The 26,523-nt window shown below is 56.6% G+C and carries 23 protein-coding genes; 7 read left to right on the top strand and 16 right to left on the bottom strand.

What is annotated here, in order from left to right:
* The first annotated feature begins 2 nt into the window (after positions 1 to 2).
* The gene (locus Q6A51_RS07115; protein ID WP_201019380.1) at positions 3 to 1,022 is read left to right on the top strand and encodes an alpha/beta hydrolase; all 1,020 of its coding nucleotides are present in this window, start codon (positions 3 to 5) and stop codon (positions 1,020 to 1,022) included.
* A 66-nt stretch (positions 1,023 to 1,088) separates the two neighbouring features.
* On the opposite strand, the gene Q6A51_RS07110 is transcribed toward Q6A51_RS07115, so the two are convergent.
* Both Q6A51_RS07110 and earP read right to left on the bottom strand, forming a co-directional pair.
* Positions 1,089 to 1,658 carry an elongation factor P gene (locus Q6A51_RS07110; RefSeq protein WP_025261272.1) on the bottom strand — a complete coding sequence of 190 codons (570 nt, stop codon included), beginning with the start codon at positions 1,656 to 1,658 and terminating at the stop codon, positions 1,089 to 1,091.
* Between the two features lie 99 nt (positions 1,659 to 1,757).
* Positions 1,758 to 2,891 (bottom strand): elongation factor P maturation arginine rhamnosyltransferase EarP, encoded by a 1,134-nt coding sequence (gene earP, locus Q6A51_RS07105; protein ID WP_304574425.1) that lies wholly within the window; start codon positions 2,889 to 2,891, stop codon positions 1,758 to 1,760.
* Positions 2,892 to 3,006: 115 nt separating this feature from the next.
* On the opposite strand from earP, the gene Q6A51_RS07100 reads away from it, so the two are divergent.
* The 4 genes from Q6A51_RS07100 (at position 3,007) to Q6A51_RS07085 (ending at position 4,997) form a co-directional block, all read left to right on the top strand.
* Positions 3,007 to 3,393, top strand: a complete 387-nt coding sequence (locus Q6A51_RS07100) for a hypothetical protein (RefSeq protein WP_201019382.1) — start codon at positions 3,007 to 3,009, stop codon at positions 3,391 to 3,393.
* A gap of 3 nt (positions 3,394 to 3,396) precedes the next feature.
* Positions 3,397 to 3,879 (top strand): GreA/GreB family elongation factor, encoded by a 483-nt coding sequence (locus Q6A51_RS07095; RefSeq protein ID WP_304574424.1) that lies wholly within the window; start codon positions 3,397 to 3,399, stop codon positions 3,877 to 3,879.
* Between the two features lie 110 nt (positions 3,880 to 3,989).
* The gene (locus tag Q6A51_RS07090) at positions 3,990 to 4,196 is read left to right on the top strand and encodes a hypothetical protein (RefSeq protein ID WP_200999917.1); all 207 of its coding nucleotides are present in this window, start codon (positions 3,990 to 3,992) and stop codon (positions 4,194 to 4,196) included.
* A 261-nt stretch (positions 4,197 to 4,457) separates the two neighbouring features.
* The gene (locus Q6A51_RS07085; protein ID WP_201019384.1) at positions 4,458 to 4,997 is read left to right on the top strand and encodes a PaaI family thioesterase; all 540 of its coding nucleotides are present in this window, start codon (positions 4,458 to 4,460) and stop codon (positions 4,995 to 4,997) included.
* A 93-nt stretch (positions 4,998 to 5,090) separates the two neighbouring features.
* Here the strand turns inward: Q6A51_RS07085 and Q6A51_RS07080 are convergent, their stop codons facing one another.
* Positions 5,091 to 6,368 carry an HAAAP family serine/threonine permease gene (locus Q6A51_RS07080; protein WP_200999919.1) on the bottom strand — a complete coding sequence of 426 codons (1,278 nt, stop codon included), beginning with the start codon at positions 6,366 to 6,368 and terminating at the stop codon, positions 5,091 to 5,093.
* 253 nt (positions 6,369 to 6,621) lie between these two features.
* Positions 6,622 to 8,112 (bottom strand): DASS family sodium-coupled anion symporter, encoded by a 1,491-nt coding sequence (locus tag Q6A51_RS07075; RefSeq protein ID WP_304574423.1) that lies wholly within the window; start codon positions 8,110 to 8,112, stop codon positions 6,622 to 6,624.
* A gap of 265 nt (positions 8,113 to 8,377) precedes the next feature.
* On the opposite strand from Q6A51_RS07075, the gene Q6A51_RS07070 reads away from it, so the two are divergent.
* Positions 8,378 to 8,923, top strand: coding sequence for an RNA polymerase factor sigma-70 (locus tag Q6A51_RS07070; RefSeq protein ID WP_201019386.1), 546 nt, complete (start codon positions 8,378 to 8,380; stop codon positions 8,921 to 8,923).
* Positions 8,924 to 9,147: 224 nt separating this feature from the next.
* Positions 9,148 to 9,714 carry a TetR/AcrR family transcriptional regulator gene (locus Q6A51_RS07065; protein WP_304574422.1) on the top strand — a complete coding sequence of 189 codons (567 nt, stop codon included), beginning with the start codon at positions 9,148 to 9,150 and terminating at the stop codon, positions 9,712 to 9,714.
* Positions 9,715 to 9,803: 89 nt separating this feature from the next.
* On the opposite strand, the gene Q6A51_RS07060 is transcribed toward Q6A51_RS07065, so the two are convergent.
* The 12 genes from Q6A51_RS07060 to gyrA all read right to left on the bottom strand — a co-directional run bounded on the left by Q6A51_RS07060 (position 9,804) and on the right by gyrA (position 26,330).
* Entirely contained in the window at positions 9,804 to 10,136 is a 333-nt protein-coding gene (locus Q6A51_RS07060) for a ComEA family DNA-binding protein (protein WP_201019388.1), read from the bottom strand.
* Between the two features lie 175 nt (positions 10,137 to 10,311).
* On the bottom strand, positions 10,312 to 12,315 hold the full coding sequence (locus Q6A51_RS07055) for a polysaccharide biosynthesis protein (protein WP_304574421.1): 2,004 nt from the start codon (positions 12,313 to 12,315) through the stop codon (positions 10,312 to 10,314).
* Between the two features lie 105 nt (positions 12,316 to 12,420).
* A complete protein-coding gene (locus Q6A51_RS07050; RefSeq protein WP_304574420.1) occupies positions 12,421 to 13,437 on the bottom strand; it encodes an MraY family glycosyltransferase in 1,017 nt (338 codons plus the stop codon).
* A 189-nt stretch (positions 13,438 to 13,626) separates the two neighbouring features.
* On the bottom strand, positions 13,627 to 15,069 hold the full coding sequence (locus tag Q6A51_RS07045) for an MBL fold metallo-hydrolase RNA specificity domain-containing protein (protein WP_304574419.1): 1,443 nt from the start codon (positions 15,067 to 15,069) through the stop codon (positions 13,627 to 13,629).
* Positions 15,070 to 15,474: 405 nt separating this feature from the next.
* Positions 15,475 to 15,717 (bottom strand): lipopolysaccharide assembly protein LapA domain-containing protein, encoded by a 243-nt coding sequence (locus tag Q6A51_RS07040; protein WP_200999927.1) that lies wholly within the window; start codon positions 15,715 to 15,717, stop codon positions 15,475 to 15,477.
* Positions 15,718 to 15,741: 24 nt separating this feature from the next.
* Positions 15,742 to 16,038, bottom strand: a complete 297-nt coding sequence (gene ihfB / locus Q6A51_RS07035; protein WP_003369729.1) for an integration host factor subunit beta — start codon at positions 16,036 to 16,038, stop codon at positions 15,742 to 15,744.
* Positions 16,039 to 16,359: 321 nt separating this feature from the next.
* The gene (gene rpsA, locus Q6A51_RS07030) at positions 16,360 to 18,045 is read right to left on the bottom strand and encodes a 30S ribosomal protein S1 (protein WP_025261287.1); all 1,686 of its coding nucleotides are present in this window, start codon (positions 18,043 to 18,045) and stop codon (positions 16,360 to 16,362) included.
* 122 nt (positions 18,046 to 18,167) lie between these two features.
* Positions 18,168 to 18,857: a (d)CMP kinase gene (cmk, locus tag Q6A51_RS07025; RefSeq protein ID WP_200999928.1), complete on the bottom strand. Its 690-nt coding sequence runs from the start codon at positions 18,855 to 18,857 to the stop codon at positions 18,168 to 18,170.
* Entirely contained in the window at positions 18,854 to 21,097 is a 2,244-nt protein-coding gene (locus tag Q6A51_RS07020) for a bifunctional prephenate dehydrogenase/3-phosphoshikimate 1-carboxyvinyltransferase (protein WP_304574418.1), read from the bottom strand. The genes cmk and Q6A51_RS07020 overlap by 4 nt, the downstream gene beginning before the upstream one ends.
* Before the next feature lie 96 nt (positions 21,098 to 21,193).
* The gene (gene pheA, locus Q6A51_RS07015) at positions 21,194 to 22,288 is read right to left on the bottom strand and encodes a prephenate dehydratase (RefSeq protein ID WP_200999930.1); all 1,095 of its coding nucleotides are present in this window, start codon (positions 22,286 to 22,288) and stop codon (positions 21,194 to 21,196) included.
* Entirely contained in the window at positions 22,288 to 23,373 is a 1,086-nt protein-coding gene (gene serC / locus Q6A51_RS07010) for a 3-phosphoserine/phosphohydroxythreonine transaminase (RefSeq protein ID WP_221577502.1), read from the bottom strand. Before serC ends, pheA begins: the two co-directional genes overlap by 1 nt.
* Before the next feature lie 182 nt (positions 23,374 to 23,555).
* On the bottom strand, positions 23,556 to 26,330 hold the full coding sequence (gene gyrA, locus Q6A51_RS07005; RefSeq protein WP_200999932.1) for a DNA gyrase subunit A: 2,775 nt from the start codon (positions 26,328 to 26,330) through the stop codon (positions 23,556 to 23,558).
* Positions 26,331 to 26,523 lie beyond the last annotated feature (193 nt).

Below are 26,523 nucleotides of genomic sequence, written 5' to 3'. Positions count from 1 at the left end.
ACATGAAAACCTTCAGCAAAGTCTTGACCTGTACTCTTCTGGCCCTGTCCGTTGGCAGCGCCTTTGCAGCCGGCAGCACAGACATCGAGCACAACACTCAGGCCTTTCTGGATGCCTTGAACTCAGGTACCGGAAAGCCCATCGAGCAGTTGTCGCCCAAGGATGCCCGTGCGGTATTGGTCGGCGCTCAAGCCGGGGTCAAGCTGACGCTGCCCAAGGCCGAGGTCAGCGAGAAAACCATCAAGGTGGACGGTCAGTCCATCAGCCTGAACATCGTGCGACCTGCCGGTGTGAAGGGGACCTTGCCGGTATTCATGTTCTTCCACGGCGGCGGCTGGGTTCTGGGGGACTTCCCGACTCACGAACGTCTGGTTCGTGACCTGGTGGAGGGTTCCGGGGCAGTGGCGGTCTTCGTCAACTACACACCATCACCGGAGGCGCATTACCCGACGGCAATCAACCAGGCCTATGCCGCGACCAAGTGGGTCGCCGAGCATGGCAAGGAAATCAATGTCGATGGCAAGCGCCTGGCCGTAGCGGGTAACAGTGTCGGCGGCAACATGGCGGCAGTGGTCGCCCTGATGGCCAAGGACAAGGGCACTCCGGCGCTCAGATATCAGGTGCTGCTATGGCCTGTCACGGATGCCAACTTCAATACCGGTTCCTATGACCAGTATGCCGAAGGGCACTTCCTGACTCGCAACATGATGAAGTGGTTCTGGGACAACTACACCACTGACGCGGCGCAACGTAACGAGATCTATGCCTCGCCACTGCGCGCCTCCATCGATCAGTTGAAAGGTCTGCCACCTGCGCTGGTACAGACAGCCAGTGCAGACGTCCTTCGCGACGAGGGTGAAGCCTATGCCCGCAAGCTGGATCAGGCTGGAGTGGCTGTCACGGCCGTACGCTACAACGGCATGATCCACGACTACGGCTTGCTCAACGTGGTCAGTCAGGTGCCCGCTGTTCGTTCCGCGATGCTGCAAGCTTCGCAAGAGCTGAAAGTACATCTGAAGTAAAACCGGCAGAAACAAAAAACCCGCATCGCTGCGGGTTTTTTGCGTATCGGGGTTACAAGACCATGCTTATTTGGCACGGCCTTTGTAGGAACCGCCGTCACGGGTGTCGATCTCGATCATGTCGCCGATTTCGATGAAGTCAGCAACGCTCAGCTCGGTACCGTTTTTCAGTTTGGCAGGCTTCATGACCTTGCCCGAAGTGTCGCCACGAGCGGAACCTTCGGTGTAGTCGATCTGACGCACGATGGTGGTCGGCAGCTCTACGGAAACCAGACGCTCTTCGAAGAACACAGCTTCGCAAACGTCGGTCATGCCTTCTTCGACGAATGGCAGAACGGCTTCGATGTCTTCAGCGTTCAGCTCGTACATGGTGTAGTCAGTGGTGTCCATGAACGTGTATGAGTCACCGCTGATGAAAGACAGGGTGGCTTCTTTACGATCCAGGATCACGTCGTCCAGCTTGTCGTCAGCGCTGTATACGGTTTCAGTCTTGTAACCGGTCAGCAGGTTCTTCAGCTTGGTCTTCATGATCGCGCTGTTACGACCGGACTTGGTGAACTCGGCCTTCTGGACCAGCCAAGGATCGTTGTCGATACGAATCACGGTGCCGGGTTTCAGCTCTTTACCAGTTTTCATTGCATATATCCGAATTTGGATTGAAATAGCCAAAGGCTCTGTACGAGAAATAGCCTGCGCAGGCACTTTTCGTACAGAGCCTGATATCAAGGCCGCGTATCATAGCGAATTTCGACAAAACTGTACTAGCGCCGCAGCAAGATCGGTTTGCGAGGCCTGTTCCAGACACCAGCGCTCGGCATGTTTTTCGAGTTCGGCCCAGTGAACGCCCAGCGCCAGCCAGCTTGCCCCAAGATCCCGGCCCGCACTCCAGGCCTGCCACAACTCATTCAGCGCTTGCCCGGCAGCAGGCGAAAGCCCGGAGAGGTAAAGCTCCAGAAAGGCATCTAGCTTGGGCAAATGGGCATCGCCTTCCTGCTGATAGATATGCCACAGCATCGGACGCCCCGCCCATTGGGCACGCACGAAAGAGTCCTCACCCCGCACGACATTGAAATCACAGCACCAGAGAAGCCGGTCATAGTCTTGCTGTCGGACGAATGGCAACACCTGAATGCAGAGGGCGCCACGTTGCTGCAAAGCTCCGGCCTGCAAGGCATCGGTCCCCAGCCAGCGCTGCACATCACCCAGCACACGACCTTCGGGCACCAGCAAATGGGTGGGGCGTTCATCATTGGCCAGCAGATCCAGCCAACTGCCAATGCCGGGGTTTTCGTAGGCAAACACCGAAATCAGGCGAGCACCGGCACACGGCTCGACACCCAACTGCTGCAGGAAATCTTGCTGTGCCGACTTGTCATGCTGAAAAGCCTGACGCTGCGCAATGAGCCCCTGCTCACGCAACAGACCGCCGGTCGTCTCGCGAAAGCCGGGAAAGAAAAAGAACTTCTTCAAGCCGCTCGACTGCAACGAAGGCAGACCATGGCAGCCGGTGACCCATTCTTCAGCGCTCAGATAATCCAGGTTCAGCCACAAAGGCCTGGGCGAACGCTGCAACATCGCGTCGGTGTACACGGGTGGCAGGCGGCAGGCAAAAGCCTCGATCACGACATCCGGCACCTGCGTATCCACCCAGGACTCGGGCCAGTGACAGACGCTCACGCCCTCCTGCCACTGCTGCGCCGCCTCGGCACTGGCCTGAGGATACAGGCGCACAAACGCCGACAGATCGTCGATCCACAGGCGTACGCTTATCCCATGCTCGGCCACCAACTGGCGGGCCAGACGCCAGGTCACGCCGACGTCGCCATAGTTATCGACGACGCTGCAAAAAATGTCCCAAGAGGCTTTCATCCCGGCTCCCTGAGGCTGGATTGATAAAAACGCTGATTGTCCTTCAGAACAACAGGTTTCCACCAGCGTAAGGCATGGCACAATTGCCACTGTCGCCCACGTCTGGAGTCCAGCCATGCCGTCCTACCCAAACCGTCGCGAACTGTATGTCTCCCTGAAGCTGATCCTCTGTATAGCACTAGGCATCTGGCTGGGAGCAATGGCGGTCGCGCTGACGGGCATGCTGTATTACAAGAATCTGCCCCCGGCCCAGATACAGGCGCTGGAAAAAGCCGCCGCTCAACTGCGGGCACCTGCTGCGCCGCCGGTCGAGCCGGAAAACACCATGTTCCAGAAATACGAGCAGAGCCTTCGGGAAAGCGAAGCCCGTCAGGCGCGTGAGCAGGCCCAGGAGCAACAGCAGAAAAACTTCAGTCGCTCGAAATGCGACTTCTGGATGCAGCAGGACCGCACGGCCCCCAGCGATAAAAGCCGGGCGGGCATCAATCAATACTGCGGATAGACCATGAACAAGGCAGACGTTCTACAACAGATTATCGACAGGCTGAAAATCGATCTGGATATCGCTCTGCGTGCAGCGCAGACCGCTTATGAAACCGCGACCCACGAAGAAAACATCGCCGAGAACAAATATGACACGCTAGGGCTGGAAGCTTCCTACCTGGCAGCGGGTCAGGCTCGCCGTGTAGAAGAAATTCGTCAGTCGCTGGCGCTTTACCAGGGCTGGACCCTCAAGCCATTCGATGACGCACGCGGTATTCAGACAGGTGATCTGGTCGCCCTTGAGGCCAGCAGCGATCAACCGCAATACCTGTTCATTGGCCCGGATGCGGCCGGGCTGAAGATCAATTCAGACAATCAGCCGATTACTGTCATCACCGCACGCGCCCCTCTGGGCCAGAATCTGCTGGGCAAATCTGAAGGTGATACTGTAGAAATCACCATCAATGGCAACCGCCAATCCTTTGAAGTCACTCAAGCTCTGTGACACGCCCGTCATTTTCAGGGTTCCCGCACAGAGTTTTTGTGGGTAATGTAAACCGCTGTTAAACAGGGGCTACACCGCAGCAAGCAAGGACTAAATCAAGGAGATATTTCATGACGAACGTCATCGCCTTTCCTGACGCCCATGAACGTGATCGCCTGAAGTCCAGCGAAGAACCGGCGTTAAGATACTTGAACAAGAAAGAGCGGCTGCTGATCGATCAACTGCGTTCGACCAGCCATGCAGGACGCCAGTATGTGTATGACTATGCGAGCATCATGCACCTGTCAAAACCTCTGTACCCGGAGCCGGTGGATTAAAACACTAGCTCATCCATAGCACTGCCTGACTGAACGGGCAGTACGGCAATCCGCAACTTGGGGCATTCACGCCCCAATGATGCATTCCTGTACCCGCGCTTTATAAACAGCCCTCCTCCCTCGCCACTGCCTTCGCGTACCTGCTGCGCTCGAACGGCGGCACGCCATCCTTTTTTGCGCTTTACATTGCTGCAACAATCAAATAAATATTATGAGCATAATTTTTCTGACAATCCCTGTTCCGCTCAGGAGTAAGGCGCCATGCAAAACCTTTCGCGCGATGAAAAACTTGCTTTATGGCATGAGGAAGAAAGATACATGCGGGCGCGTCTGGGGCCGGTGGGTACTACCAGCCTTGCTGAAGTGGCCGCACTGGAACCTGTCGATTTTCTGGAAGGCATCGGCCGGGGTGAATTCCCCTCCCCTCCGATTGGCGATCTGATGGACTTCATCCCGTTGCAGTGGCTGCCTGGCCTGTTCATTTTCCAAGGCACACCCGACAAGCGTCACTACAACCCGCTTGGAAGCGTGCATGGTGGATATGCCGCAACATTGCTGGACTCATGCATGGGATGCGCTATCCATACCCAACTCAAGAAAGGCCAGGGCTACACAACCCTCGATTTGCGGATCAGCTATGTTCGAGCACTGAGCGACAAGGTCGGACCGGTAAGGGCCGAAGGCAAAGTCATTCATCTTGGACGTTCGACGGCGCTGGCCGAAGGCCGTCTGTATGACGTGGATGATCGTTTGTACGCCACCGCCAGCACGACCTGCATGATTCTGGACATGAACCGGTAAGTTGGGCGTAGCGCAAGGATCTGGCAGGAAGGGAATCTGAAACCAGGTAAACCTTCCACAGAGTCAGAGCAGACTCTGTGGAAGATCAATGGCTTACTGCAACAGCGAATAAACCAGCGCGGTAATCGCCACGATGCCAGCCGTTACCACGAAGATGTTGGAGAGCTTGCCAGCGTATTGACGCATGGCAGGAACCTTGTGGATGGCATACATCGGCATCAGGAACAGCAACGCCGAGATAATCGGACCACCCAGGGTTTCAATCATGCCCAGGATGCTCGGGTTGAGTGTCGCGACCAGCCAGCACACCAGCAGCATGAAACCGGCAGTCACTCGGTCCAGGGTACGAGGCGCAGGACGACGACCGGTTTTCACGATCAGACCTTTCAAGCCTTCGCTGGCACCGATGTAGTGACCCAGGAAGGACTTGGCGATGGCCACGAACGCAATCAGCGGTGCGACAAAAGCGATGGTCGGGTTGCTGAAGTGGTTGGCCAGATACGAGAGGATCGAAATGTTCTGCGCCTTGGCTTCGGCCAGTTGTGCGGGCGACAGGGTCAGCACGCAACTGAACACGAAGAACAGCACCATCACCACCATCAAACCGTGGGCACGGGCCAGAATCTGCGAACTGCGCACATCTGCGTTCTTGCCGTACAGGCGCTTCTGATCCACGGCAAAGGCTGAAATGATCGGCGTGTGGTTGAAGGAGAACACCATCACCGGAATCGCCAGCCACAGCGCCGGCAGGAACGCCGATGGCTCAGGCAAGGTGGTCGCGGTGCTCAGAATGCCGCCGGTCCAGTGCGGAATCAGGTACACCGACAGAAACACAAGCGCCACGATGAACGGATACACCATCAGGCTCATGGCCTTGACGATCAGTCTCTCGCCACAACGCACGACAGACAGCAGGCCAAGAATCAGCAGGAAGGCAAGCAACGCCCGCGGCGGAGCCTGTACGTGCAGCTGGTGTTCGAGAAAACTGGTGACCGTGTTGGTCAGCGCCACGCTATAGATCAGCAGGATCGGGAAGATCGCAAAGAAGTACAGCAGCGTGATCATTGCACCGGCGCTCTTGCCGAAATGTTGCTCGACCACTTCGGTGATGTCGGCCCCGTCACGTCCGGAAAGAACGAAGCGAGTCAGACCGCGGTGTGCATAAAACGTCATGGGAAAAGCCAGCAACGCCAGCGCCAGCAACGGCCAGAAACCACCGATACCTGCGTTGATCGGCAGAAACAGGGTGCCGGCACCGATAGCGGTACCGAACAGTCCCAGCATCCAGGTTGTATCGTGACGACTCCACGCGGCTATGCTCGCGGGTTCTGCATCCAGGCGTTCTACGACGCCATTGGCCTGATCATTCATCCGGTCTAGTCTCCGTGGCCGGTTATTCAAATCGGGTGGGACATATCGAAACTTGGCAGTTAAAGGTCCCACCCAAAACAGGGGGCCGCGATTGTCAGGGATCACGGACAGAAATCAAAGAGTTATCAGACCGAAAGCCCGATCGTGAGGAGGAAATGAACGGGGATGTGCGAAGGCATCCTGGCTTGTCCCGGATATCTGTTACAGGCCGGGTAAAGACAGAACATTCCCTACCCGACCTGACGATTGCGGATTACATCCAGCCAAGCCACTTCCAGTACGTCATGCCGAATACCAGCATCAGTACATAACCAATGATGGTCATGGGAATACCGACCCTGGCGAACTGACGGGCATTGAAGGTTTCCGTCCCCAGGCAGACCATATTCTGCGGCGCATTGATCGGCAGGATAAAACCGTAGCTGACCGCAAACCCCAGCAACATGGTCATACCCAGCCGGTTGAAATCCCCTGGCAAGGTTTGCAGCACTGCAATCAGGATCGGCAATAACGCCGAGGTCAAGGCCGTGGCGCTGGCAAACCCCAGATGAATCAAGATCAGAAACGCGCCCAGAATGGCGAAGATCCCCAGCGGCCCGACCTGATCGAGCCCGGTTCTGCCGACCACCTGGCCTCCCAGCCATTGACCGGCCTGGGTCGTCAGCAAAGCCGTCCCCAGACTGATACCGACACCGAACACGATCACTGTGCCCCAGGGAATACGTGACTGCACATCCTTCCAGGTCATGACACCCCAGCGCGGCAGAAGCAGAATCACCAAGCCTGCATAAGTCGTGGAGGTCGTATCGAAACTGTGCAACTTGCCCTCGGTCGACCAGAACAGCAGCAACAGTACAGAGACACTCAATAAACGTTTCTGCGCGCCGGTCATCGGGCCGATATCAGCCAGCGATTGCGCAACCGCTTCCTTGCCGCCGGGAATGCTGTCGCTTTCCGGCGGCAAGAGCTTGAGGACCAGCAGAATCAGTACACCCGACATGATCAAGGCCCAGGGTGCGCCGGCGATCAGCCAGTCGATCCAGGAAACCCGCTGCCCAAGCATCTTGTCCATGAAACCTGCCGTCAGCAGATTCTGCGCGGCTGCCGTCTGGATACCGATGTTCCAGACGCTGGTGCCCTGGGCCACGATAATCATGATCGCCACCGCGATATTCGAGCGTTTGTCGACACCAAATGCCGCAATCACCCCCATCATGATGGGCACGACACAGGCACTGCGCGCCGTTGCGCTGGGCACCACAAGACTGAGCAGGATCGTCACGGCAATCGCGCCGATCATGATCCTGCGGGTGCTGGTGCCGATTCGCGACAAGGTCACCAGCGCGATACGCCGATCCAGCCCGGTATGGGTCATGGCGGCGGCAAGAAAGAGCGCACCTGTCACCAGCGCCAGTGCCGAATTGGAAAATCCGCTCAGGGCCATGGTGATCGCTGCGGACGATCCATAAACCACTGACGGGTCTTGCAAGGTAGGAGCCGAGCCGACCAGGAACGCCATGAGCGAGGTGATCATGATTGCGCTGGCTTCGTAGGAAACGGCCTCGGTAATCCATACCACTACGGCAAAAGCCAGAATCGCCAGCATCCGCTGACCGGCAACTGGCAAGCCTGCGGGCATGGGCAAGAACAACACCCCGATCATGGCCAGTACACCGATCACCAGACCGACCGGAATCCTTACCTTGTCCGGCGGTGCTTCAGGCGTATCTACAGAGGCGTTCATGCTGATTCCTGTATCCCATTCCATCGAAATTCACGCCCGCAAAAACGGGCACTACGGTCCCGGCCATTCTGGGCCCGTGTCGGCTTCATGCCTTTGATATCAGTCAAGCCAGGATCAGATGCCCCATCCGTGAGGAAAGAGCCCCGGATATCTGAAATTAGTTACTAACTACAATTGACAATGATTATCATCCACACTAATTTGTTGCGCGATATGTCGGGGCCTCCCTGCAAACCTCTGCTGCCATTGCTGTCAGGTGATTTCCATGCCGGAACGACTAACCACAAGTACGTGTGATACTCCTCTGCTACAGGCTTTCGTCGAAAACCGTACGATCCTGGTCAAGGTCGCAACCCGTATCACCGGCTGCACGTCCCGTGGAGAAGATGTCGTGCAAGATGCTTTCTTCCGTCTGCAATCGGCCCCTGAAATCACCTCGTCGATCAAGGCCCAGCTCAGCTACCTGTTTCAAATCGTGCGCAATCTGGCCATTGACCACTATCGCAAGCAGGCGCTTGAGCAGAAGTACTCCGGCAGCGAAGAAGAGGGGCTGAACGTGGTCGTGCATGGTGCATCCCCCGAAACCTCACACATCAACTTTGCAACGCTGGAGCACATTGCCGACGCATTGGCTGAGTTGCCCAGCCGCACTCGATACGCCTTCGAGATGTACCGCCTGCATGGTGTGCCGCAAAAAGAGATCGCCCGGGAACTGGGGGTGTCACCGACGCTGGTCAACTTCATGATTCGCGATGCGCTGGTCCATTGCCGCAAGGTTTCGCGCCAGGATGCGTCGTCCCCGTCCCCCTGATCCCCCTCTGACGAGCGGTATCATCCTTTCGTAGTATGCCGATCGGCAGGTTCTGCCTTGCGTAAAAACACGTAACATGAGCCCATCTTGAACTTGCATTGCCAAATGTGTCTAACACCCGGATGCTGTAAATGCGATTTAAGAAATCATCGCTGCATCGATTAACCTATCCATGTGAAAATACGCAGTAACAATTTAAGAGCCATAGTCGGGAGGCTCACCACATGCGTTATGCCCTGGATCACAAAGCCCAAACCCATGAGCGCATCATCAAGGAAGCGTCGGCACGCTTTCGCCGTGACGGTATTGGTGCCACAGGCCTGCAGCCATTGATGAAAGCGCTGGGCCTGACCCATGGCGGCTTTTATGCCCACTTCAAATCCAAGGATGACCTGGTAGAGCAGGCCCTGCGTAGCGCCGCGAAAGAAGCGGAGGAAACCATCGGCAAGTTCTTCGCCATGGAAGACCCGCTGTCTGGCCTCATCGACCTGTACCTCTCGACCGAGCACCGCGACTCTCCCGAATCAGGCTGTCCGCTGCCAAACATTTGTGCAGAACTGGGGCAGACAGGCAAACCCAGCATAACCACCGATGAAATCATCCTTCATCTGCAATCGTCATTTGCCAAGGTATTGCCAGGGGAAAACACCGAGGAAAGAAGCATCAGCATCCTGTCGACACTGGTTGGAGCCCTGGTACTGTCGCGCAGTACTCAGGACGCCAAACTGTCGGAGCAGATTCTGAACAACACACGCGACAGGCTCAAACAGGAAATAAAAGAGGTTCGTTGAGCGTCCAACCCGCGAGGCTGGAGCTGCACGAGCGTCATTCCCGTGCAGAGGATGAAAGCTCGGCGATTGACCGGACTTTCAAGGCGCTATCATTCAACCGCCAACTTGTCGCGATTCTTGTCCAGAAGAGCCTTGCCAATGCCCTTTACTTCAATCAGTTCTTCGACGGATGCAAACTCACCGTTGGCTTCCCGATAAGCAACTATCGCACTGGCTTTATTTTTACCGATACCCACAAGTTCCTTTTGAAGTGTGTCGGCATCGGCCTTATTGATATTGACAGTTCCGGTTTGCTGTTGCTGGGCAACAGAATGAGGGGCAACGGTATCAGTCATCATCTGGCCAGCAGGTGCCGCCGTAACGGCAACCGAGAAGCTGGCAAGCAAGGCAAATAACAACGAGGACAAAAAATCAGTTCGCATAGATAACGCTCCATAGGATTCAAAGGCAGCACTCCAAATGCCGCCCTCATAATCTAGACCACTCGTTATCAGTATCAAAGGAACGGAAAGTGTCTACTTGTTTCCACTTTCAGTTTAAAACAGTGAAACATTTTAATTGCATGAATATATATTCAAGATATTAATGCGCACCTGCTTACTTCAAGTCAGCTCCCCGGCGACGCTCCTGATATATCCAGTCAACAATTTCCCCTTCAGGGCTATAGCCACTGACCGTTTCGCGCAGCAATTGGCGAACACTGTTGTAATCATCTTGATCAACGGCTTCAAGTAACGCCGTCAGTTGCCCTTTCAACACATCCCATTGCAGATGATCTTCGTTGGCGCTCATGATCATCGGGTGCTCGGTGGCCACGACGTTTTCACCAATGAGCAATTCCTCGTAAAGCTTTTCCCCAGGGCGCAAGCCTGTGAACTCGATGGAGATATCGCCTTGGGGGTTCTTCTCCGAGCGAATGCTCAGGCCTGACAGATGAATCATCTTTTCGGCCAGTTCGGTGATCCTGACGGGCTCACCCATGTCCAGAACAAAGACATCACCTCCCTGCCCCATCGAGCCCGCCTGAATGACCAGTTGCGCCGCTTCGGGAATGGTCATGAAGTAACGGGTGATCTTCGGATGAGTGACTGTTACCGGCCCGCCAGACTGGATCTGCTTGTGGAACAGCGGAATCACCGACCCCGAAGAACCCAGCACATTGCCAAAGCGAACCATGATGAAACGGGTCTTGTTGACCTGATGGACATTGGCCACGTCACCAAAGATCACCGGTGCGGTTTCACGGCTCAATGCCTGCAGGATCAGCTCGGCAAGCCGTTTGGTACTGCCCATGATGTTGGTCGGCCTGACAGCCTTGTCGGTAGAGATCAGGACGAAGTTGGAAACTCCGGCCTGCAAAGCCGCCTGAGCCGTATGAAGGGTGCCCATGACGTTATTGGCAACCCCCTCTGCAATGTTGTGCTCGACCATCGGCACATGCTTGTAGGCGGCGGCGTGATAGACCGTATCGACCTTCCAGGTCCTCATGATGTCCAGCAGCTTTGGAGGGTTACGTACAGACGCCAGAATAGGCAGCAACTTGACCCGCAAGGATTCACGCGCCACACGCTGCTCAAGCTCCGACAAGATGGAGTAAAGATTGAACTCGCCATGGTCGAGCAACAGCAGCTTCGTAGGCCCCAGCTCCAGTATCTGCCGACATAACTCCGAACCAATGGAACCGCCCGCCCCCGTCACCAGGACCGTCTGCCCCTTGATGCAATGCTCAAGCAGGTTTTCCCTGGCGGGCACAGGGTCACGCCCCAGAAGGTCCGCGATGTCGACCTCTTGAAGGTCATCGACCTTGACGCGCCCCGAAGCCAGATCCATGAACCCTGGAACACTTCGCACGTGCAGAGGAAAGCCCTCCAGAAACCCGAGAATCTCTCGACGGCGCCCACGTGAGGAAGACGGAATCGCCAACAGAATTTCCTGCGCACCCGTGACTTCGATCATGCGCTGGATATGTTTGGGCCTGTAAACGTGCAACCCGGAAATCACGCGGTTGGAGATCGACCTGTCATCATCGATGAAAGCAACGGGGCGCATGAGCCTGCCCATTCGCAAGGCTGCCACCAGTTGATTGCCTGCGGCACCAGCGCCATAGATGGCGACCTTTGGCAGGCCATCGTCGCGATTGGCGAAAGGCATGTGTTGTGCGGCCACGAACCAGTCGCCGAGAAAATACTGCCGCATGGCCAGGCGCAGGCCGCCGATCATGATCATGCTCAGCCACCAGTAGTTGAACATGATCGAACGGGGAACCACATGCTGGTGGTTGCTGTACAGATAGACCACGCACCCAAGGACGAGCGCAGACAGCGTTACGGCCTTGATAATCGCTATCAGAGCATCGTTACCGAAATAACGCATGACCGCGCGATACATCCCGAACCGGATAAACAGCGGGATGGCAATGATCGGCGCACTGACGAAAAGCCAGGTGTGTTTTTCAAGAGGGTTGATCAGGTCCTCAACGCCCAGACGAACGACAAATGCCATCCACAGAGCAAACCAGACCAGAAAGAGGTCAGCAACGACTTGAACTATTCGCTTTCTCCGCCGCGGCAAGGCCAGCAGCAAAGCTCGTAATCTGTTCATGCCTCCACGACCTCTCGATCCTCTACAAAACGTTACACCCGATATCCGAAGCAAATGCAGACATGCAATGTCTCAATTTAGATGAAAAAGCGCTAATACTTAAACTCAATTGGATTCCAGGCGGCCCGCATCGAATTTAAGGGCCAATATGACGAGCGGCACATAGGCAATCAGCAAGCCCGTCGAACCGTCGCCATCGAATAGCGAAACCCACAACGCCACAGGCAGAAGCCAGAAGACATTGATAAAGCCGACAGCCAGGGTCACCGGAAGGTGCCTGCCATAACGACGCGAGGCGAACTGATACGCATGGCTTCGATGGGCTTCGTATACCTTGTCTCCACGCAACAGACGGCGGGCAAGCGTCACAGTGGCATCGACGATAAATACCCCCAGCAAAATCAGCCAGGCCCAGAACAACTGAGGTGAAGCCCATGCAGCCTGCAGGGAAAGCACGCCCAGCGCGATGCCCAGAAACCCGCTGCCTGCATCGCCCATGAATATCCGTGCAGGAGGAAAATTCCAGTAGAGAAACCCCATCACCGCAGCAGCCAGCAGTACAGGCCCCCACAGCAACTCGCCAAAGCCGCCCAGTACATAAATGAGGCTGACACCGCCACAGACCGTTACCGCCTCGATGCTCGCGATGCCATCGATGCCGTCCATGAAGTTATAGAGGTTCAGCATCCAGACCAGGTAAAAAGCGGCAAGAACATGGCCGACAATCCCGAGGTCGAGGGTGAAACCAAAGAAATCGAGTGGCGCCAATCCTCCCAGCCAGGCAAGCGCCCATGCCGCCGCACTGAAATGCCCCAGCAAACGCCAGCGTGCGGCGATGTGCCCATGATCGTCCATGAAACCGATCACGGCGACCAGTCCGCCCGCACCAAGGATGGCCATCAGAGCCGAAAACGGAATCCGGTCTCCAAGCCCCAACAGCAGAATGGCAAGCAAAAAGGCTACAACAATGGAAACCCCGCCGCCTCGCGGTGTGGGAATCTTGTGTGAGCTACGAGCATTTGGGATATCCATCAGGCTTCTGGACAGGGCGTACCTGCGAAGCACTGCCGTCAACCCTAAAGATAAAACCGCTACAGCGACTACCGAAAACCACTCAACCATTTTTTGCGTTCCAGAAAAGACCGTACTGTTTCTTCCATCGTGTCATTCACCCCCAGCAGTGATGCCCACTTGAACATCGTACAGGTTTTGGAAATATCGACCTGCAAAGAATCACAAAGCTTTTGTGAAAAACATGCCTTGCCCTGTATTACGCGCCCTGAAAACCAGAATGACTTTCAGCGTACGGGCTCAAGGTATGACCAACTCCAGACGCCGGTTTGCCAGTGAGTACTTTCGATTTAAAACATTGCCCAGCGCCTTCTTGGCACTCGCCTCGCCATGTACCAGCCTTATCTGCGCTGGCCACTCGGCCATGTCCGTTACAAATCTGACCAGTTCCTCCTGATCCGCATGCGCGGAATAGCCCGCCACGGTAGAGATACCGGCACGAATCTCGAAGCGTTCTCGATCAAGCTCGACATACCCGCCCACAGGGCCATGCTTCTGGATCGCAGCCCCTGGCGTGCCCTTGGCCTGATAACCGACAAAAACCACGTTATGCCGCCTGTCTCCCAGCATGGCTTTCAGATAGTTCACGATCCGCCCGCCGGCACACATGCCATTGCCTGCGATAACAATAGCGGGTCGTGCAGTACTGGCCAGATAGTTGACCGTCTGCAAATGCCGGGCATGGCTATCGATGGTAATCAATTGAGAAAACCCCAAAGGCCGTCTTCCGCTCTTCAAGCGCTCTTGAGCATCCTCATCCCAATAGTCCTGAAATGCCTGATAGACCCCGGTGAAGCGGCTGGCCAGAGGGGAGTCGAGAATGATCGGGAGCTGCGGCCAGTCCATCGGCAAGACAGACGTGTCAGCAGGCCCGACATCCTGATCGGACAGCCTGCCCGGCAGTGTCTTGCGACGCAGGATATCTTCCAGCTCGTACAGCAACTCCTGAGTGCGACCAATGCTGAATGCGGGAATCAAGACCGTGCCATGATCCTCCAGAGCCTGGTCAATCACCTGCTCAAGACGCAATTGCCGCGTGCTGCGGTCTGCATGAAGGCGATCGCCATAAGTGCTCTCCAGCACCAGAATGTCAGCCTGCTCGGGTGACTTCGGGGAAGGAAGCATCGGTGCATGAGCAGCGCCCAGATCCCCCGAAAACACGACACGCTCCGTACGCCTTTGCAGCGGATAGTGCAGATCGCACTCGATATACGCAGAGCCCAGGATATGTCCTGCACGTTGCAAACGAACCTTGCAGATCAGCGAATCAGTATTGACCAGAACAAACCAGTGATCGAAGGGCAAGGCAATCACGCGCTTTTCAATCAGCGCCAGATAGCGGTCAATCTGCTTGCGGTCATGGTGAAACTCAATCTTGAGGAGATCTTCCATTACCAGAGGCAGCAAATGCGCAGAAGGCTCGCTGCACAGTATCGGGCCTTGATAACCCGCAGCCAGCAACCCGGGAATTCGTCCTACATGGTCGACGTGTACATGAGTGACAATGAAAGCCTTGATGTCAGCTGGCGAAAAACCGAACTTGCCTGTGTCCGGCACCACACTTTCATGTTGAATCGCCCCACAATCAATCAGCAGGCTACTGGCAGATTCCATGAACAACTGGTGACAAGAACCCGTGACACTATTAGTTGCGCCATGATGAATGATTTCAGGGAAAGACATGCAGCCACCTGTTCTATAAGTCGGCCCCTATGAATAACGTCAGGGCGTGACATCGAATGATTGAAAGATGGCCTATTCTGCGCTGCAAAGACTTATCTTCAAGTCTTGACATGCGAGCACAAGAACAACAGAAAAATCGCCTGACATGGATAAACGACACTAAACAGCCCGTAGAGCGGGGCAAACTAAAAACAGTCTAAAAAAGACTACGAACAGGAATTAACTTTCTCTAAGAACAACAAGAAAATTCCTACAAATAAAATCAGCACATAACTTATCAAGTAAAAGACGAGCCTGGCAGCCCCATCAAGTAAAACGCAAGGAATGCCCAGAATCGGGAGAAGACACAGAAAAGCCAGGCTCGCGTAAGCTTCTCGTACAACAGCAGGCGCCGGGATGCCTGCTCTAAATTGAACGAGCCGAGCGCGTACGCTTTTTACGCAGGCTTACCAGCCAGGCAAGTACAGGCCCGACCAACATCCCCAGCAGGAGCGCCAGAACGACAGGGATGGCCTGGGAAAGCCGAGGGGCAGACCAGCCGAAAAAAACCAACGTGACAGGCTGCTGATTCTCAAGCATGAATACCGTCGTTGCCAGAACGACAAGCAACACAACGACGATCAAGATGATTCGTTTGAAGATGTGCATCCGCTGGTCCTTTAGTTATCGGCCTCAGAGGCCCTCTTCTTCATCCTCGTTGACTCGATCCCGCAACTCCTTGCCTGGCTTGAAGTGAGGAACGAATTTTCCGTCAAGACTGACAGACTGGCCCGTTTTAGGATTGCGCCCTACCCGCGGTGCGCGGTAATGCAGGGAGAAGCTGCCAAACCCGCGTATTTCGATGCGGTCGCCTGTTGCCAGGCACTGAGACATTTGTTCAAGCATGGTCTTGATGGCCAACTCGACATCCTTGGATGAGAGCAGCCCTTGATGGGTGACAATTCGTTCGATCAACTCCGACTTCGTCATATTTTTCCCTTCTTTTTCAAGCAGCTAGATCAGCGCTCCGAAGGTTTTAGCATGACCGGATGATTTTGAACAGCCCATGTATTGACTTATGTGAACTCATATCAACCAGGCATGAATCCATGACAGGAGCATGACTGCAAGGGCGGGAATGGAGGACAAGGACAGTGACGCGAGGCAGGATGCGGCCTGCAAGGCATCTGGAGGCGTTTAAAACGTTTAAAGCACCCAGACAGCGGCTACAGAAACCCAGCGTTATAACCCCCAAATAGCGCCCACAAAAAAGGGCGACCGAAGTCGCCCTTTTTCATGGTCAAGCAGAACTTAGTTCTGTTTTTCCATTTGCGCGCGCAGCAGGTCACCAATAGTGGTTGGACCAGTGCTTTCAGCAGCTTCAGGCTTGCTACGCAGGCTCTGGATAGCTTCTTTCTCGTCTTCAACGTCTTTCGACTTGATGGACAGGCTGATTACGCGGCTCTTGCGGTCAACGCTGATGATCTTGGCTTCGATCTCTTCGCCTTCTTTCAGAACGTTACGCGCGTCTTCAACGCGGTCACGGCTGATTTCGGAGGCTTTGAGGGTAGCTTCGATGTCGTCGGCCAGAGTGATGATGGCGCCTTTGGCGTCAACTTCTTTAACGGTACCGCGAACGATAGCGCCTTTGTCATTGACAGTGACGTACTCGGAGAACGGATCGCTTTCCAGTTGCTTGATACCCAGGGAGATACGCTCACGCTCTGGATCAACAGACAGGATTACGGTGTCGAGCTCGTCGCCCTTCTTGAAGCGACGTACGGCTTCTTCGCCCACTTCGTTCCAGGAGATGTCGGACAGGTGAACCAGGCCGTCGATGCCGCCGTCCAGACCAATGAAGATACCGAAATCGGTGATCGACTTGATGGTGCCGGAGATTTTATCGCCCTTGTTGAACTGGCCAGAGAAATCTTCCCACGGGTTCGATTTGCACTGCTTGATGCCCAGGGAGATACGACGACGCTCTTCGTCGATGTCCAGAACCATGACTTCCACTTCGTCGCCAACCTGAACGACTTTGGACGGGTGGATGTTCTTGTTGGTCCAGTCCATTTCGGAAACGTGTACCAGGCCTTCCACGCCTTCTTCCAGCTCTGCGAAGCAGCCGTAGTCGGTCAGGTTGGTTACACGCGCGGTAACGCGGGTGCTTTCCGGGTAACGAGCCTTGATAGCAACCCATGGGTCTTCGCCCAGTTGCTTCAGACCCAGGGAAACACGATTGCGCTCGCGATCGTACTTCAGGACTTTTACATCGATCTCATCGCCAACATTGACGATTTCCGATGGATGCTTGATACGCTTCCAGGCCATGTCGGTGATGTGCAGCAGGCCATCGACGCCACCCAGATCGACGAATGCGCCGTAATCGGTGAGGTTCTTGACGATACCTTTGACTTGCTGACCTTCCTGCAGGGACTCGAGCAGTGCTTCGCGCTCTGCACTGTTCTCGGCTTCCAGGACGCTGCGACGGGAAACGACAACGTTGTTGCGCTTCTGGTCCAGCTTGATGACCTTGAACTCGAGCTCTTTGCCTTCCAGGTGCGTGGTGTCGCGCACTGGACGGACGTCAACCAGAGAACCTGGCAGGAACGCACGGATGCCGTTAACGTCGACAGTGAAGCCGCCTTTAACCTTACCGTTGATAACGCCCTTGACCACTTCTTCAGCTGCGAAAGCCGCTTCCAGAACAATCCAGCACTCGGCGCGCTTGGCTTTTTCGCGGGACAGCTTGGTTTCGCCAAAGCCGTCTTCTACCGCGTCCAGCGCAACGTGAACTTCGTCACCGACCTTGATGGTCAGCTCGCCAGCGTCGTTGTAGAACTGCTCGAGCGGGATGACGCCTTCGGACTTCAGGCCAGCGTGTACAGTTACCCAGTCGCCGTCGATGTCGACAACGATACCGGTAATGATGGCGCCCGGCTGAAGGTTCAGGGTTTTTAGGCTTTCTTCAAAAAGTTCTGCAAAGCTTTCGCTCATTTTAATTCCTGTTGATCAAGGGCGAAGAATACGCCCATCTGCCACGTCCCAGACAACGTGGGTTTCGTTCATGTAAAAGGAAGCTGGCAGGACTAAATCTGGTCGCCTGTGCAGCTCCTTGATCACCCGGCGATATCGCGTAGCGCGACCTCACTCAGAATGCGTTCCAGCACCTGCTCGATGGATAACTCGGTGGAATCCAGCTGTATGGCGTCATGCGCCGGCTTTAGCGGAGCTACCGCTCGCTGGGTGTCGCGCTCATCGCGCGCACATATCTCATCTAGCAGACTCGACAGACTAACATCATCACCCTTGGCCTTCAACTGCAAGTAACGACGACGTGCACGCTCCTCGGCACTGGCAGTGAGAAAAATCTTCAGGGGCGCGTCGGGAAACACCACCGTTCCCATGTCGCGGCCATCGGCAACGAGCCCCGGCTCTTCCTGAAACGCACGCTGGCGCTGCAACAACGCATCACGCACTGCGGGCAAGGAAGCAACCTGCGAGGCACCGCTGCCAATCTGCTCGTTACGGATGGCATGGGTAACATCCTCACCCTCAAGGATGATGCGCTGCCCCTGACCACCGGAAGTGGTCTCGAACTGCACATCAAGATGTGCCGCCAGCAGCTTCAGCGCCTCTTCATTGGTCAGATCGACACCGTGGTTGCGTGCAGCAAAGGCCAGCAAACGGTAAAGAGCGCCGGAATCGAGCAGACACCAGCCCAGATGCTTGGCAAGCAAACCGGCAACAGTGCCCTTCCCCGAGCCGCTAGGGCCGTCGATGGTTATAACGGGTGCTTTGATTTTCACTTTTGATCCTCTTGCGCGACACGCATACCGACTTGAGCGCACAGCGCCAGAAAATTGGGAAACGATGTGGCGACGTTCGCACAATCGTGGATACGGATCGGTGCCGATGCCCGCAATGATGCAACACTGAATGCCATTGCAATGCGGTGATCGCCATGAGCATCGATCTCGGCACCGCCCATGGAACCGCCTTCAATAATAATGCCATCCGGCGTCGGCTCAACCTTGATACCCAACGCCAGCAGACCGTCGGCCATGGCCTGAATCCGGTCAGACTCCTTGACTCGCAACTCCTGAGCACCGCACAGGACAGTGCGCCCCTGGGCACAGGCCGCTGCAATGAACAGCACCGGAAACTCGTCGATGGCCAACGGCACCAGCGCTTCCGGGATATCTATACCTTTCAGGGAAGCAGAGCGCACGCGCAGGTCCGCAACAGGCTCACCTCCCACTTCACGCGGGTTTTCCAGGGTGATATCACCGCCCATCAGGCGAAGAATATCAATAACACCTGAACGTGTCGGATTGACGCCCACATGCTCAAGCAGCAGCTCGGAACCCTCGGTAATCGAGGCCGCCACCATGAAAAACGCTGCCGAGGAAATATCCGCCGGCACTTCTATACGGGTCGCGACCAGTTTATGCCCGGACTCGACCGAAACCTTGTTGCCCCCGACCGACAGCGGATAACCGAAGCCACGCAGCATGCGCTCGGTATGATCGCGTGTAAGTGCCGGCTCGCTGACCACTGTCTCGCCGTGCGCATACAAACCGGCCAGCAACAGGCAGGACTTGACCTGCGCACTGGCCATTGGCGTAGTGTAGGCCTGACCCGAGAGTTTTCCTGCACCATGAATGGTCAGTGGCGGACGGCCATCGGCAGCCGTTTCGATGACAGCACCCATTTCACGCAAAGGATCGACCACACGACTCATGGGGCGCCTGGAGAGCGAAGCATCACCCGTCAGGGTACTGTCGAAATCCTGCGCGGCCAGCAGCCCCGACAGCAGACGCATGGAGGTTCCGGAATTCCCCAGATAGATCGGGCCGGGCGCAGCTTTCAGGCCGCGCATGCCGACACCATGGATCGTCACGCGACCATGATGCGGGCCTTCGATCACCACGCCCATGTCACGGAAGGCCTGCAAGGTCGCCAGAGCGTCCTCACCTTCAAGAAAACCTTCGACCTCGGTGGTGCCTTCAGCCAGAGAACCCAGCATGATCGAGCGGTGGGAGATGGATTTGTCACCCGGCACTCGAACATTGCCGCTGACACGGCCCCCGGGGCTGGCAACAAAGACCAGATCATCCGTGCTGGTAGGCTCTACATAGGCGCGACGGGCGAGAATCTTGCCGAAATGCTCCCGGGCAACCCGCGCACGGGTAAACACGCCCAGCAACTGATGCCCATCGCCTGTATCCACGGCGTCACGCAAGGCATCGAGGTCACTACGGAATGTATCCAGCGTTCGCAGCACCGCCTCGCGGTTGGCCAGAAAGATATCGTGCCACATCACCGGATCACTGCCTGCGATGCGGGTGAAATCACGAAAACCGCCTGCTGCGTACCTGAATATCTCCAGGTTCTCGTTACGCTTGGCCAGAGAATCCACCAGACCGAATGCCAGCAAATGCGGCAAGTGACTGGTCGCAGCCAGCACCTCATCGTGACGCTCGACCTGCATGTGCTCGACATCGGCACCCAGTACCGACCAGAGGCGATCAACCAGCGCCACGGCATCGGGATCGGTCTCGGCCAACGGCGTCAGGATCACCTTATGCCGCCGGAACAGCTCGGAATTCGACGCCTCGACACCACTCTGCTCGGAACCCGCAATCGGGTGCCCCGGCACGAAACGGGTCGGCATATGGCCGAACGCAAGCCGCGCAGCCCTGACCACATTGCCCTTGGCACTGCCGACATCCGTCAGGATGGCATTGCCAAGATCAAGGGGAGCCAGCAGCGCAAGCAGCTTTTCCATCGCCAGGATAGGAACTGCAAGCTGAATGACATCAGCGCCACGACAAGCGGCAGCCAGATCATCCTCGCAACGATCCACAACCCCCAACTCAACGGCCAGCTTGCGTGAGCGCGGGTCAAGATCGACCCCCACCACCTCACGGCACAGACCGCTTTCGCGAACACCTTTGGCAAAGGAGCCGCCGATCAAACCCAGACCGACGACCACAAGCCGACCAATAACAGGTCGAACGGACTGCACCGACGTGAAATCAACCACGCGCAAAAACCTTGTGACTGACACCCGCGCAAGGCGAACGTGTTTGCACACCCGGCAACGCCGGAGTGAAGAAATCGCTGCTCATGTATCGTCTCTTCAAAGAACCGCTTTCGGGTAGGAACCCAGCACCTTCAGTGCAACGGCTTCATGACTGATCTTCTCCAGCACCGCCTTGACCAGCGGATCCTGGTGGTGCCCCACGAAATCGATGAAGAACACATAAGTCCACTTGCCACTGCGCGAAGGACGGGTTTCGATGCGGGTCAGGTCCAGCCCGTTCTCATGGAACGGCACCAGCAGCTCATGCAAGGCACCCGGCTTGTTGCTCATTGACACAATGATCGAGGTCTTGTCGTCACCGGTCGGCGGCACTTCCTGATTACCGATGATCAGGAACCGCGTGGAGTTGTCGGGACGATCTTCGATCTTCTCGGCCAGACGTGTCAGACCATACAGGCTGGCTGCCATGTCTCCGGCAATGGCGGCGGAATTCCACTCGCTCTTGACCCGCTTGGCCGCTTCGGCGTTGCTGGCAACAGCGACACGCTCGACATTCGGGTAATGGGCATCCAGCCACTTGCGGCATTGCGCCAGCGACTGGGCATGGGAATAGATGCGGGTAATGCTTTGAGTCTTGGTGCTCTCACCGACCAGCAAATGGTGGTGAATACGCAACTCGACCTCGCCACAGATGACCATGTCGTGTTCGAGGAAGCTGTCGAGGGTGTGATTGACCGCGCCCTCGGTGGAGTTTTCCACCGGCACTACGCCGAAATTCACTGCACCGGCAACCACTTCGCGGAACACTTCATCAATAGCTGCCATGGGCAGGCTGATGACGGCATGCCCGAAATGCTTCATGGCCGCGGCCTGGGTAAACGTCCCTTCAGGCCCCAGATAAGCGACCTTCAGCGGCTGTTCCAGCGCCAGGCAGGAAGACATGATTTCGCGGAACAGACGCGCCATCTCTTCGTTACTCAGCGGACCACGGTTGCGATCCATGACACGCTTGAGAACCTGAGCCTCACGCTCCGGGCGATAGAACACAGGCACTTCGCCTTCCGCCAGCGAGGACATTTTCACCCGCGCCACTTCCTGCGCGCAGCGAGCGCGCTCGCTGATCAACTCCAGAACCTTTTCGTCCAGGCTGTCGATGCGGACTCGCAGCGCCTTGAGTTCTTGCTCGGACATCAGCCGTGTTCCTTCTCGAAGTCTTTCATGTAGGTCACCAGCGCATTGACTGCATTGATGTCGACAGCATTGTAGATGGAAGCACGCATGCCGCCGACCGAGCGATGACCCTTGAGGTTGAGCAGGCCATTGGCATCGGCACCCGCCAGGAACGGCTTGTCCAGGCGATCATCGGCCAGACGGAACGGCACGTTCATCCAGGAGCGATCGGGCTTGTTGATAGGGTTGCTGTACAGCTCGCTGGCATCGATGAAGTCATACAGGGTGCGCTTCTTGACTTCATTGAGCTTGCCGATGGCCTCGACGCCACCCTGCTCCTTGAGCCACTCAAAGACCAGACCCGACAGATACCAGGCCAGGGTCGGCGGCGTGTTGTACATCGAACCGTTATCGGCTGCGACCTTGTAGTCGAGCATGGTCGGGCAGAGCGCACGGGCACGACCGAGCAAGTCTTCACGAATGATGACGACGACGATACCGCTCGGGCCGATGTTCTTCTGGGCGCCGGCGTAGATCATGCCGAAGCGCGAAACGTCCACCGGACGGGAAAGAATGTCGGAGGACATGTCCGCGACCAGCGGAACGTCGCCGGTTTCCGGAATCCAGTCGAACTCCAGGCCACCGATGGTTTCGTTCGGCGCGTAATGAACGTAGGCAGCGTCCCTGGACAGCTTCCACTCGTTCTGGCCAGGAATGGCAAAGTAGTCGTAGGGCTTGGCGCTGGCGGCGACATTGACCGTACCGTAGCGCGAAGCCTCTTCAATTGCCTTCTGCGACCAGATGCCGGTATCAATGTAGTCGGCCTTGCCGTTTTCCGGCAACAGGTTCAGGGCGATCTGGGCAAACTGCTGGCTGGCACCGCCTTGCAGGAACAGCACCTTGTAGTTCGAGGGGATGGTCAGCAGGTCGCGAAGATCCTGCTCGGCCTTGGTGGCGATGGAGACGAACTCATCGCTGCGATGGCTCATCTCCATCACGGACAGGCCCTTGCCGTGCCAGTCCAGAAGCTCCGCCTGGGCACGCAACAGAACCGCTTCAGGAAGCGCAGCAGGGCCTGCGCAAAAGTTAAAGGCTCGCTTGCTCATATCCACTCTCGTCAAATGCGTTGGGTCTTACGCGCTTCTTTGTCGAAGCAGGCCGGACAGCTGTTGGCCACTTCTGCAGGAATACGTATTCGGCCACACGACCGAATGTCGCAAGGGCTGAGTCACCTGTAATGCACATGCATTCACAGACGAGCCAGCCCTTACCGGATTTACGTTACAACTCAGCCTTGAGATTCGTCATCGTCAGTCGCTGCATCGACTTGCAGGTCGTCAGCATCATCCGGCTCGACAACGGTGCCATCCACGATTTCACCGTCAATCTCTTCGCCTTCAACTTCCGATGGCTCCTGGACACGCTCCAGACCCACCAGGGTTTCGTCGCTGGCAAGCTTGATCAAGGTGACGCCCTGAGTGTTGCGATCCAGTCGGGACACTTCGTCGACACGGGTACGAACCAGCGTGCCCTGATCGGAAATCAGCATGATTTCCTCGCCTTCCTGAACCTGCACAGCGCCGATCAGCTTCCCGTTACGCCCCTTGGTGACCATGGCGATAACGCCCTGACCGCCACGACCGCGACGCGGGAACTTGCTCAGCAAGGTGCGCTTGCCGAAACCACGCTCGGAGGCCGTGAGAATCTGTGCGCCCGACTCGGGGATCAGCATGGAAATCAGTCGGCCCTTGCCGATCTTCATCCCGCGCACACCGCGAGCACCACGACCCATCTGACGAACATCGCTCTCGGCGAAGCGGATAACCTTGCCCGCGTCGGAGAACAGCATGACTTCCTTGGCGCCGTCGGTGATCGCAACAGCGATCAGGGTGTCGCCTTCCTTCAGTTTCAGGGCGATCAGGCCGCTGGAACGAGGACGGGAGAACTGTGCCAGAGGCGTCTTCTTGACCGTACCGAAGGCTGTAGCCATGAAGATATAGGCGCCAGTCGGCTCGGCAACCAGCTCAGGAGTGTCACCGTCTTCTTCGTCGACTTCCTCGGCCTCGACAACTTCACCTTCGATCACCGCATCTTCGGCATCTTCCAGCTCGTCATCGGCACCCGAACTCTGTTGCAGCGCCTCAAGATCGATCGGCAGCATGGCGGTGATGTACTCACCTTCGTCCAGCGGCAGCAGGTTGACCAAAGGACGTCCGCGAGCAGCACGGGATGCTTCCGGAATTTCGTAAGTCTTGAGCCAGTAGACCTTGCCCTTGCTGGAGAACATCAGCAGCGTGGTATGGCTGTTGGCGACCAGCAGGTGAGCGATGTAGTCCTCATCCTTGACGCCGGTAGCCGACTTGCCTTTACCGCCACGGCGCTGAGCCTGATAGACCGCCAATGGCTGGGTCTTGGCATAGCCGCCGTGGGAGATGGTGACAACCCGCTCTTCTTCGGTGATCAGGTCACCCAGAGTCAGGTCCAGACGCGCATCGAGAATCTCGGTGCGGCGCACATCGCCATATTCGGAACGAATCAGCTCCAGCTCTTCGCGGATCACTTCCATCAGGCGCGTGGCGCTGCCGAGGATGCGGATCAGCTCGCCGATCTGGCCGAGGATTTCCTGATACTCGGTGAGCAGTTTTTCATGTTCCAGGCCGGTCAGACGGTGCAGACGCAACTCAAGAATCGCCTGTGCCTGTTCTGGCGACAGGAAATACTTGCCATCACGCAGACCGTACTGCGGATCGAGGTTCTCCGGACGGCAGGAATCAGCACCGGCACGCTCGACCATTTCAACCACTGCGCTGGATTCCCAGGGAGTGCTGACCAGTGCTTCCTTGGCTTCAGCCGAAGACGGCGAGGCCTTGATAAGGGCGATGACCGGGTCGATGTTCGACAAGGCAACGGCCTGACCTTCGAGAATATGCCCGCGCTCACGCGCCTTGCGCAGCTCGAAGACGGTACGGCGGGTAACCACTTCACGACGGTGACGAACGAACGCTTCCAGCAGATCCTTGAGGTTGAGGATTCGCGGGCGGCCGTCGATCAACGCAACGATGTTGATACCGAACACGCTTTGCAACTGGGTCTGGGCGTAGAGGTTGTTGAGGATGACCTCAGGAACCTCGCCACGGCGCAGCTCGATGACCACGCGCATACCGTCCTTGTCGGACTCGTCGCGCAGCTCGGTGATACCTTCGAGTTTCTTCTCTTTTACCAGCTCGGCGATCTTCTCGATCAGGCGGGCCTTGTTCAACTGGTACGGCAGCTCGGTGATGACGATCTGCTGGCGACCGCCCACCTTGTCGATATCCTCGACGATCGAACGGGCACGCATGTAAATGCGGCCACGACCGGTGCGATAGGCCTCGATGATGCCGGCACGGCCGTTGATGATCCCCGCTGTCGGGAAATCCGGGCCGGGAATGTACTGCATCAACTCATCGACAGTGACTTCGGGGTTGTCGATCAGGGCCAGACAGCCATCGATGACTTCACCGAGGTTGTGCGGCGGGATGTTGGTCGCCATGCCCACGGCAATACCGCTGGAACCGTTGACCAGCAGGTTGGGAATACGGGTCGGCATGACCGCCGGGATCTGCTCGGTGCCGTCGTAGTTCGGCACCCAGTCCACGGTTTCCTTGTGCAGGTCGGCCAGCAGCTCGTGAGCCAGCTTGGTCATGCGCACTTCGGTGTATCGCATCGCCGCGGCGTTGTCGCCGTCGACCGAACCGAAGTTGCCCTGACCGTCTACCAGCAGGTAGCGAAGCGAAAATGGCTGCGCCATACGAACGATGGTGTCGTAGACAGCGGTATCGCCATGCGGGTGGTACTTACCGATTACGTCACCAACCACACGAGCGGATTTCTTGTACGGTTTGTTCCAGTCGTTACCCAGCTCGCTCATTGCGTACAGCACGCGCCGGTGCACGGGCTTCAAGCCATCGCGCGCATCCGGCAGTGCTCGCCCGACGATCACGCTCATCGCGTAGTCGAGGTAGGACTGTTTCAGCTCGTCTTCGATATTGACCGGGAGGATTTCTTTGGCCAGTTCGCCCATGAGAAGCCTGATTCCTTTTTCTGGTGAAACCTCGTACATCCATACGGGATAGACGAAGCTCGCCGCCGCCGGCATTTGCCAGGCAACGACTTACGACAAATCAACGAGTTATGCCATGGATCTGCGCAGTAAGGGCGACTACTGATAGCGCCGTTGGAAACCGCCGGATATTACCACAATCGCTGTCACGCTC

The organism is Pseudomonas serbiensis (assembly GCF_030580745.1).
In the GTDB taxonomy this organism is placed as follows: domain Bacteria; phylum Pseudomonadota; class Gammaproteobacteria; order Pseudomonadales; family Pseudomonadaceae; genus Aquipseudomonas; species Aquipseudomonas serbiensis.
Note: the sequence above shows the minus strand (reverse complement) of the source record. Positions and strands in the feature narration are given on the sequence as shown.